8 protein-coding genes and 1 riboswitch are annotated in these 10,097 nt (G+C 42.7%); of the genes, 1 reads left to right on the top strand and 7 read right to left on the bottom strand.

The features are described from left to right. Positions 1–167 precede the first annotated feature (167 nt). The 7 genes from QUF07_RS12180 to QUF07_RS12150 form a co-directional block, all read right to left on the bottom strand. Positions 168–872, bottom strand: a complete 705-nt coding sequence (locus QUF07_RS12180; protein WP_289427610.1) for a glycerophosphodiester phosphodiesterase family protein — start codon at positions 870–872, stop codon at positions 168–170. A 50-nt stretch (positions 873–922) separates the two neighbouring features. Further along, entirely contained in the window at positions 923–2,284 is a 1,362-nt protein-coding gene (locus tag QUF07_RS12175) for an ABC transporter substrate-binding protein (protein WP_502879035.1), read from the bottom strand. Then, on the bottom strand, positions 2,284–3,114 hold the full coding sequence (locus tag QUF07_RS12170) for a carbohydrate ABC transporter permease (protein ID WP_289427606.1): 831 nt from the start codon (positions 3,112–3,114) through the stop codon (positions 2,284–2,286). The genes QUF07_RS12175 and QUF07_RS12170 overlap by 1 nt, the downstream gene beginning before the upstream one ends. Beyond that, positions 3,114–4,076 (bottom strand): carbohydrate ABC transporter permease, encoded by a 963-nt coding sequence (locus QUF07_RS12165; RefSeq protein WP_289427604.1) that lies wholly within the window; start codon positions 4,074–4,076, stop codon positions 3,114–3,116. Before QUF07_RS12165 ends, QUF07_RS12170 begins: the two co-directional genes overlap by 1 nt. Then, positions 4,069–5,157, bottom strand: a complete 1,089-nt coding sequence (locus QUF07_RS12160) for an ABC transporter ATP-binding protein (protein WP_289427603.1) — start codon at positions 5,155–5,157, stop codon at positions 4,069–4,071. The genes QUF07_RS12165 and QUF07_RS12160 overlap by 8 nt, the downstream gene beginning before the upstream one ends. 269 nt (positions 5,158–5,426) lie before the next feature. Continuing rightward, positions 5,427–5,918, bottom strand: coding sequence for a flavodoxin domain-containing protein (locus tag QUF07_RS12155; protein ID WP_289427601.1), 492 nt, complete (start codon positions 5,916–5,918; stop codon positions 5,427–5,429). Positions 5,919–6,011: 93 nt separating this feature from the next. Continuing rightward, a complete protein-coding gene (locus QUF07_RS12150; RefSeq protein WP_289427599.1) occupies positions 6,012–6,971 on the bottom strand; it encodes a D-2-hydroxyacid dehydrogenase in 960 nt (319 codons plus the stop codon). A 94-nt stretch (positions 6,972–7,065) separates the two neighbouring features. Continuing rightward, a riboswitch (cobalamin riboswitch) is annotated at positions 7,066–7,248 on the top strand. Positions 7,249–7,548: 300 nt separating this feature from the next. On the opposite strand from QUF07_RS12150, the gene QUF07_RS12145 reads away from it, so the two are divergent. Then, on the top strand, positions 7,549–9,837 hold the full coding sequence (locus QUF07_RS12145) for a DUF5776 domain-containing protein (protein ID WP_289427598.1): 2,289 nt from the start codon (positions 7,549–7,551) through the stop codon (positions 9,835–9,837). The last annotated feature ends 260 nt before the right edge of the window (positions 9,838–10,097 follow it).

The raw sequence follows: 10,097 nt of genomic DNA, 5'->3' as shown, positions 1-10,097 counted from the left end.
AAACATCATTTTACAGAAATTTGGCCATGGGCCATTCTTTATTTAATTAGTGTTGCACTTAAAGTGTAAATTCAAGACTTAAATTCTGGGATCAAAACGCCTTTCGTCCCAATCTTTGTTTAATTTGGGAGTTTCCCATTTCGTATATTGGAGGTGCCGTTAACGACTTATGCCCGTGATAAGGCAATTGCACTGTTCTTAACCCGTTCGGCCTCTTCAAAATTATCGGTAATGATGCCAGCCACATGTTCAGCCAACAACTTTGCCTGCTTGCGCGGATCATCAACCGTCCAAATTCGTTCTTTAACGTTATCCAACGACTGATAATGGTTAAGATGAAGTCCGGCTAAATGTTCCTTTTGGATTAATTCCTTGGCGTGTAAAATTGGATGATCTGCCAGCAAACAATACTGCTGAGCTGGATCAATTTGGTAAGCTATCTTCAACGAATCCAGATTAAACGAAGAATAGATCACCGGATATTCGAGATCGTATTGGCGGACCATATCCAACACAATTTGTTCAATGTGGGGATAGTGAATCTTATTTGTCTTAAACTCCAAATTCAAATGAACTGGCTGTTGATTGGCAACGATTAACAAGTCTTTTAAAGTGGGGATTTTTTGGCCGTCTTTGAGATGGAACTGACGCAATTCTTCTAATGTATAGTCATTAATTTTGCCTTTACCATCAGTGGTCCGATTGATTTTTTCATCGTGCATGATGATCGGGATATTGTCTCTGGTCAGATGGACATCAAATTCCAGGCCTTCAACACCATGATCAATCGCATAAATAAATCCATCCAGAGAATTTTCGACAAACTTGTGGGGATACCCCCGATGACCAAAAATTAAGGTATTCGTTTTCAATTTGAATAACTTCCTTTCCATTCTCTCTTCGCTACATCATCAGCCGATGCCTATCTACCATCGGCCTTATTAGTGGTCAGCAGATTAGCATTCATGGCTTTGTTGGCGGTCGTCAGGGCACTATCGATATTGCCGCCGTTATAGACCGTTTCCATCGCCGTTTCTTCTAATTCACGGGTTAATTGCATCCCTTCCATCAAAATTCCCGAGTTGGCATTGTTCGGTTTGGCGCTGGCAAGTTGTTCACCGGGAACTCTGGCAGCTGGGATCTTCTTATAAAGATTCTGTAAGGCTTTTTCTTTTTGCGACTTTTTATTCAAAGCCAAGTAGCCGGTCGCAACCTGCCAATTAGCTTGATTCTTAGCACTTTCAGCGTACTTAATGAACTCAAAGGCCCCCTTTTGAACCTTCTCAGGTTTATCGTTTGAAATCCACAGGGCCGCACCACCAATTCCGACTCCGTTAGCTTTGGTCCCATCCGGATGAGGGAAGTAGCTAATGCCAAGTTTGTTCTTATTGCCGGTGGTTAGTTGGCCAATATAGGCTGACGACTGAACGAAAATTCCTAATTTACCAGCCAGGAAGGCCGCAATTTCATTGGTTTCAGCGCTGGCACCAGAACCATAGTTCACAAAGTCGCCTGATTTGATGTTAGTCCGAATCCACTTAAGAAATTTAACCGTGTTGGGATTGTTCACATTAATTTTGGTTGGGTTACCTTGGTGACCGTCGCCGTTGTTAATCAGCTTGGTCTTATCGTTAGCTAAAGCCTCTTCAAGCAACCAGCCATAGATTTCCATCGTCATTCCCTTTACTTTATGGTGAGACTTTGCGTACAATTCCTTAGCGACTCGCGTAATTTCACTATAACTAGGCGATTTAGAAGGCGGGGTAATGCCATATTTTTTCAACAACGTTGCGTTATAGTACAACACTGGCTGCGACGTGTTAAATGGCATCGCTAATTGTTGCCCCTTATTTGAATAGAATGAGCGGGCAACTGGTGAAATGTCGCTGGTATCATAGTGATCTTCATCAATGAATTTCTGAACCGGGGTCGTGTACTTGCTGTGCATCATTTGAGCAGTTGAAATATCAAACGATTGAAATAACGCAGGTGAGGCGCTGGTCCCATGACTTTGGATAATCTTTTGGACCGCTTCATCGTAGGCCCCTTCGTATTGAGGAATGACCTCATACTTATTCTGAGATTTGTTAAAATTATCAACCATCTTATCCAATGCTTGTTCAGCAGGGCCACCCATTTCATGCCAGAAAACAATTGGGGTTCGGCCGGCTTTGGCGTTGGTTTCACTGTGGGAAGCATTGACGAAAACAACCCCAATGGCAACCACAACAATCGCAATAATTGGAAGCAAGTGATTTTTTAAAAATAGACCAATTTTTCCCATCATTTAACCGCACCTTCATTCGCACCTGATTTGAAGTAATGCTGACCCACAAACAGGACAATCAAGGTTGGAATCACAACGATAGCCGCAGTTGCTTGAATCATGCCCCAATCGTTGAACGTTTCCTCTGACTGCAGCTGGCGCAGCCCATTTTGGACTGGTCGAAACGAATTACTGAAGGTTGTCAACATTGGCCACAGGTATTGGTTCCAAGCACCTAAGAAACTGTAAGCTCCCAGTGTGATCAATGGGATTCGGTTATAGGGCATCACAATCTTCCAATAGAATTGAAGATGACCAAGGCCTTCGATATCCGCAGCCTCCTTTAGTTCAGCGGGCATCTGCTTAAACGATTGCCGTAACATGAAGATTCCAAATGCCGAAGTTAGAAATGGAATAATCATCACTGAATAACTGTTCAACAAGCCTATCGCTTTAACGGTGGAGAAGTTAGGGATAATTTCAGCTTCAAATGGTAGCATCATCGTCGCCAACACGAGAACAAACAGAGATCGTTTGTACTTGAAGTCGAGGAACACAAACGCATAGGCACTCATCGAACAAAACAGAAGTTGAGCAAACATCGTCACAGTCGAAATCACCAGACTGTTGCCTAAATAATGCAAAATTGGGGTTTGCGTGAAGGCATCAATATAATTCTGAAACGATAAATCGGTACTTAAAAAGTTTCCCTTGGCAATTTGCATGGTGGGCAAAAAGCTAGTCCATAATCCAATAAAGAACGGGGCTAACACCACCAGTGCCAAGACGGCTAGGAGAATATAACTCCCAATATTCCGAGCCAATTTAGGCTTTGCGACAACATTCATTAGTAGTTCACCCGCTTTTCCAAAACTTTAAATTGCAATAACGTGAACAGCGCAATAATCACGGTCAAAATCAATGATTCCGCACTTGCTTGCGCAAAATTTCCACTATAAAAGGCATCCTTATATATTCGGTAAACCAACATGTTAGTCGCATTGGTTGGCCCACCTTTAGTCATCAAATCAATCAGGCCAAAACTCTTGAAACCTGCAATTAGAGTCACAATCGAAACAAAGAACAAAGTTGGTGAAATTGATGGAATCGTAATGTGGAAAAATTGGAATCGCGACGAGGCGCCTTCGATACTGGCAGCTTCATAAAGTGTCGTTGGTACGGACTGAATGGCCCCAAAGAGGATCAGGAAGGTAAAGCCAAGGTTCATCCAAACGGTGGTGATAATGACTGCGACCATTGCCCACATCGGATCAGTCAGCCAGCCGATCATTGGTAAGTGCAACCAGGTGCTAACAAGTGATAGAAATCCGGTAGATGGATTGAAAATAAACAACCAAAAGATCGCAGCTACTGAAACAGAAACCCCCATCGTGGAGGAAAATAAGGTTCTAAAAATGCCGATACCAGCTAATTTTTTACTAGCCAGGCTGGCAAGCAGCAACCCCAACGCAATCGTTAAGGCGGTAACTGCCAATACATAAACCATCGTGACCGCCAGGCTGTTCAAGTAATCTGCCGACGTCAATAGGTTAATGTAATTAGAAAGTCCCACAAAGACCGTTGGTTTCCCAACCGTATTTGTTAGAAACAAGCTCAAATAGAGGGTTTTAAACATTGGGTAGAAAATGAAGATACCTAAGATCAATAATGACGGTCCTAAAAATAATAAGGCATAATATTTATCTTTTGCGTTTAACGAAAAATCCTTTTCAGATGCCTCAATCTTCGCTTTTGTTTCCGCTTGGTTGATTGGGGCCGTCGAACTACCAGATGCAGGTGATTTAAGCATGAACGTATGCCTCCTTCGAGATATCAATTCGCTTACCAGTCGCATCGAAGAACATCAGGTTGGAATCTGCAGTGACCTTAATGGGTTCATAATTCCTGAAGTCAGCCTTACCAGGAACCACCACATGAATGTCATGACCGCTATTCAATGTGGCATAAACAATGGTTTGGTCCCCGAGGAATTCGGTGTTCTTCACAACCGCATTGGCATCAACGCCTTCTGCTAGCTGAACCTTCATGTCATCAGGCCGAATGCCAATCTGCAAGTTTTCTGCAGGCGCTGCTTCATCCAGTACAATTTGTAAATCAGACGAGACGTTGACCATATGACTATTTTCTTCAGAACGGGTTGCTGGCAAAATGTTGATCTGCGGTGTTCCAAAGAACTTAGCCACAAAATCATTTCGGGGATTTTGATAAATTTCGCTAGGGGTTCCGATTTGCTGAACATGGCGATCATGTAAGACCATGATATGATCAGCCATCGTCATAGCTTCAACTTGATCATGGGTGACGTAAATCAAAGTTAATCCTAATTTACGTTGAAGGGCATAGATTTCTTGACGCATTTTAATTCGCAATTGGGCATCCAAGTTGGAAAGCGGCTCATCCATCAAACAAATTTTGGCATCGCTGGCAACCGCTCTGGCTAAAGCAACTCGTTGTCGTTGCCCACCGGATAATTCACGGGGCTTGCGTTTTGCTAAATCAGTTAAATTAACCATCTTCAGGGCTTCTTTAACCCGAGCATTAATATCGTCAGTCGCTAATTTTCGAGCTTTCAATCCAAACGCTACATTGTCCCAGACACTTAGAAACGGGAATAACGCATAGTTTTGGAAAACCATCGTCAGCTTTCGGGCCTTTGGGGGCAGGTCGTTCACAACCGTATCATCAATCTTGACTTCACCGGCAGTAATGGGCGTCAGGCCGGCGATCATTCGCAATAACGTACTTTTACCACATCCGGAAGGACCAACGATGACAAAGAACTCACCCGTTTCGACATTAACTGAGATGTCTTTTAAAACTTCGGTTTGACTATCGTAATCCTTACGAACATTGTTTAGAGTAATTGACAAAGATCTCACCTCAAAATCATTTATTTGACTACGGTCCTTATTGTGGGGGGTCAATGTAAAAACGATGTTTAGCGGGTGTAAATATTTAGTAAACGTTTGAAACGATCTAAAATCAAATGGGAATATTCTCAGGATCGTTCTGCTATGAAGCTTAAGCTGAAAGGCCATGACGTCATTAGAATCCGCTCTTCCCCAAGCCAAAAAAAGTGACCTCCCAAAAGAGATCACCCATCACATATCTATTCAAATTATTTTATCCATTCAATCATTCACGACTCAATTTGGTTCAACGCTTTGGTCATTTTTTCAATTTCGTCCGTCAACAATCCCGGATTCCGATAATTTTTCTCGAAGTCCTTAGTTCTCATCAATAATTTCATCATCATTCGGTATAAGAAATTAAGCCGGTCAAAATCAACTTCACCACCAAAGGAGGCAACTTCTACCGCATGATCAAGTAAGCCTTGAGGGAAATACTTTTTAAAGAACGCCGCTGAAGGATCGCGAGTGAGACAGCACAAATACAATGCCAATTTTTTCTTCAATAACAACGCCTGATTCTGCCGGCAAAACCGAATCACGGTCGGTTGAATCTTTCCCATGTAAATCGAACCGCCAATTACGACAGTGTCATACCCATTCAGACTTTCGGCTGCATCAATTGGCTGAATGGTCACTTCACCATCCAGCTGACATTTCAAAAGATGGGCACACTTGTCTGCATTCCCATACTTGGTCGCAAACAAAATTAATGTTCTCACAGCAGAAGACCTCCTTTGGCAGACAAGTCGTTAATCTATCACCTACATCTTATCGATAGAATTACCTAACTGTCAAAGAATCCGTTTTACAAATTAATCAACAACGTTCTTTGGTTGGCCATCCAAGTAAGCTTTCAAATTATCGACCGCGATGCCCATCAAGCGAGCCCGAATTTCAGTGGCTGCCCAAGCAATATGGGGTGTCAAAAAAGCATTTTTGGCGGTTAACAGTGGATTATCGTGATTAATCGGCTCCACTGACGCAACGTCGGCCCCGAGAGCATACAGCTTCCCAGAGTTTAACGCTGCGGCAACATCAGCTTCATTGAGCAGCCCACCACGAGCAGTATTGATCAGAATCACCCCATCCTTCATTTTAGCAATGGCCGCTTGGTTGATCATATTTTCAGTTTCTGCCGTTTGGGGAGTATGCAGGCTGATCACGTCAGCTTTGGCATACAACTGATCCAAAGTCACCTGAGCAATCCAATCTTCGGCCACATCCTTATGATGATGATTATAAAAAATCACCTTCATCCCAAATGAATGGGCAACCTGAGCAACGGCTTGTCCAATTCGTCCGAAGCCGATAATTCCCAACGTCTTACCAGTCAAAGAAATCAAGGGCGTCTTCCAGAACGTAAAGTCTTGAGCAGTAGTCCACTCGCCGTCTCGAACGGCTTCACTATGAAGGCCAACCTGATTAGTGATCTCCAAAAGCAACGCGAAAGTGTGCTGGGCAACCGCATCGGTCCCATAACTTGGAATGTTGGTCACAATAACATTGTTCTCCTTAGCAGCTTCAATATCGACAACGTTATACCCAGTCGCCAAAGCGCCAATATATTTTAACTGGCGAGCCTCATCAATGACCTTCTTATCCAATCGGGTCTTGTTTGTCAAAACAATTTCGGCATCCCCGATTCGCTTCAGAATTTCAGCATCGTCATCCGCTGTCCGGTCATAATTAGTCAACTTACCAAACTGTTCAAACCCTTCCCAGCTTAAATCACCAGGATTTAACGCATAACCATCCAAATCTACAATTTTCATATGTCGACCTCCATTAATAATTTATTAACATGATACAGCAGTTAGCGACTAATTTCTGCCTTTCAGTTTTAATTCATTATCATTGCTATTTGTTGGAAACGGTTACCCCATGTGTTACAATTTTCATTGTTAAGAAGCATCATAATTTCGGAAAAAGGTGAAAATCCTTTACAGCCCCTTAGCTACTGTATGATGGACTAATCTGCCGCAACTCACTGGTAAGAAGACAGCATTAGGATGATATCAAGTCAGGAGACGCTTATGATGCGGATTGCAAAGCTTCTAAAGGGTTGGCTTTGTCAATTAATAACCTAGTGATGCGGTATGTAGACTGGTTTCAGTCATATCCGTATTCAAGTTATCAATGATGAGCCGCCCTAGCTAGATTCTTAGCTGGGCTTTTTTGATGGGGAAGTGCTGATTTTATTGATTTATTCTTAGGACAGCTGCGCAAAGCAACAATCTGCTCGTAAGCACCTCGAACAAAAATTCCCCAAACCGGAATTTCCGTTCAAGGCGACTTACGTTCCGATTGTTAACCGCTTTGCTCCGCTCACTTATTTTTGAGGAGGGTATTATGAAGAAGAAACAGTTGGTTTATTGGATCTCACTCATTTTGGGCGTCTTCCTATTAGTTATAGGCGGCGGCTCAACCGCCAAAGCTGATACTGCATCAGACGTTGACGCAGCAATTAATGCAGGGGTAAGTAACACGGCACAGAAGGGCAATTCACTTGGTGCTTGGGACGCGCCAATTTTAGCAATGAGTCCAAACGGCATTACAGATGCACAGGCACAGACTATTTATAACACAATTGTTTCGAATAATGCCTACATTAGTGGAAAAACAGATTTAAGGTATAACGCGATTTCTGACACTGCGGCTATTATTGGTCTCAGAGCAATTGGAAAAGATCCCACAAACGTTGATGGCAAGAATCTCATAACTCATGTTGTTACTAGTGCTAACACAGCAACAGATTTCTACGCAATCGTAAACGATCTGGAGGCACTCAGTACCGGTAATTATGGTTCTGCAGCTCAAAGTGCCAAACAATCGTTAATCACTAACTTAATTGATAAGCAAGAAACAAATGGTTTATGGATTGACAGTTACACTGATTCAACTACCAAAAAACAGGTTTCAACAACTCTTGATCCCACTGGTCAAGCAATATTAGTGCTTGCTATGAATAATACCGACCAAGCAACGGCCACAGCACTCCGGAAAGCCGTTTCTGCAGTTGAAGACGAACTTTATCAAAAGGATGGTGGCTTTGTCGCAAATTCTAATCCGTCTGGTTCGGAAGCTGAGACCAATTACAATAACGTCACTTTAACCAACGCTTTGGCAACTTATGGCGTTAATGTGTATTCCTCACTGAATGGCGATTCGAATTATGCCTCTCCAATCCAAAGGTTACTCGACCAAAAAGTAACTTCCACACCAAGTGATACTTTCCTACTTTACGAAGGGACCTTAGCTTTACAGCAAGCAAGATTCACAAACGATGGTGGTCACGGTTCAATTCTTAATTTTGATCAAAACCCATCATATACAGTAGGTCAGCTTGGAGCTTTGAATGCTGCGGCAAACGCTAAGAAACAAGCCATCAACAACGACTCCTTAGCAACCGCCACTGATAAAAGTAACGCCATCGCCAGCGTCAATCAGATTCTGACAACTTATACTGACAAGATTAATGCTGACAGTACAAGCGCTGCCGCTATTGCTGACCGAAACGCCGGCGTTACTGAAATTAATAATGTCGTAGTCACTCATAGCCCCGCTACAACAGTAACCAACAATGGCCTTTCGGTGTCAACGACTGCGCCAAGTCCGCTAACAATCACGCCGATTAGTTCACCCACGGTTGCCCCGACAACAACTCAGAAAACCACTGAGCAGCGTCATTCAGCCAAAGGCTCTGTTGTTTATGGCTTGACTACCGTTAGATTATACAAGGGAACCAACTTTACCAAGGGAAATCTTTCAAAGACTTACAAGAAACAAGCTCGGATCAATCGACCAATGTTCTTAGTCATTAACCAAACGACTAACAAACAAGGTCGAGCCATTTACAAGGTCAAAGATCTCAAGAGTGGTAAAACCGGTTACACGTTATCTGGTTCGAAGTATTTTGCCAATGCTTACTATTCCGCAAAAGTAACCAGAATCAAGGTAATCAGTCCTAAAGGAATCAATGAATATGGCAAAGTTCAACTAACCAATAAGAAACGTCATGTTAAAAAGAGTACGGCGTTATCAGTCAATAAAGTGGTTAATTATGGTAACACTACTCGGTTACAATTAACAAACGGTCACTATGTGTCTGCTAATAAGAAATTGGTTTTAGCAACCAAGATTAACAAAACAAGCGGTGCCACAAGTTCAACCACCACAGCAACGACAACTAATGCCAATCCAGCAACGCCCAACTCAACAACGCCATCTTCAACAACAGTTGTTACCCCAACCACTTCAGGTTCAACGACAACCAATAACGGTGGAATCATTTCAAATAATACACCGGTAACGCCAGTTAACCCTAGCAACACAACTGAAACCGTCACAGTAACTGTCACCGCAAATGGCTCGGTTCTGGCTAGTGGAAGTGTGACTGTTGCTGCAGGTGCTAGTGGGATGGATGCTTTGAACGCTTTGGCTGCTCAAACTGGATTAGCCATTTCAACGAGTGGTTCTGGTCCTGCCGTCTACATCAATGGCATCGGTAGTTACAAAGCTGGTGCTAACGGTCCTTATTCCGGTTGGTTATATTACGTTAACGGTAACGAACCCAACTCCTCAATCGGTGCTTATACAGTTAAAAATGGTGATACCATCGCGCTGACTTATACTAAATAGCGTGTCGCGCCAGTTATGAACTGTTTGAAATCTCAGACATGAGTATATTTTTGACACTTAGTCCTACATTGCGTGTGCCTTCTTTCTGGTTCAATTACCTTAAGAAGGTACTGCAATGTGGGGCTTTTTTGGGTTCTACAATATCTGTTGTTGGTAATAGATTTTATCTATTACTGATGACAAATTTTTTGTTTCTCGTTAGAATAAAAAAACGGACATTTCCTGTCCGTTCATCCAAGTCAACCACCACGAAGATTTTT

This window comes from Lentilactobacillus sp. TOM.63 (genome assembly GCF_030361045.1).
GTDB classification, from domain to species: domain Bacteria; phylum Bacillota; class Bacilli; order Lactobacillales; family Lactobacillaceae; genus Lentilactobacillus; species Lentilactobacillus dabitei.
This window is presented reverse-complemented; position numbering and strand designations above follow the sequence as displayed.

Coding starts and splice junctions, on each gene's coding strand:
- QUF07_RS12175 (WP_502879035.1), bottom strand. CDS start 2,284: ATGGGAAAAATTGGTCTATTTTTAAAAAATCACTTGCTTCCAATTATT.
- QUF07_RS12170 (WP_289427606.1), bottom strand. CDS start 3,114: ATGAATGTTGTCGCAAAGCCTAAATTGGCTCGGAATATTGGGAGTTAT.
- QUF07_RS12165 (WP_289427604.1), bottom strand. CDS start 4,076: ATGCTTAAATCACCTGCATCTGGTAGTTCGACGGCCCCAATCAACCAA.
- QUF07_RS12150 (WP_289427599.1), bottom strand. CDS start 6,971: ATGAAAATTGTAGATTTGGATGGTTATGCGTTAAATCCTGGTGATTTA.
- QUF07_RS12145 (WP_289427598.1), top strand. CDS start 7,549: ATGAAGAAGAAACAGTTGGTTTATTGGATCTCACTCATTTTGGGCGTC.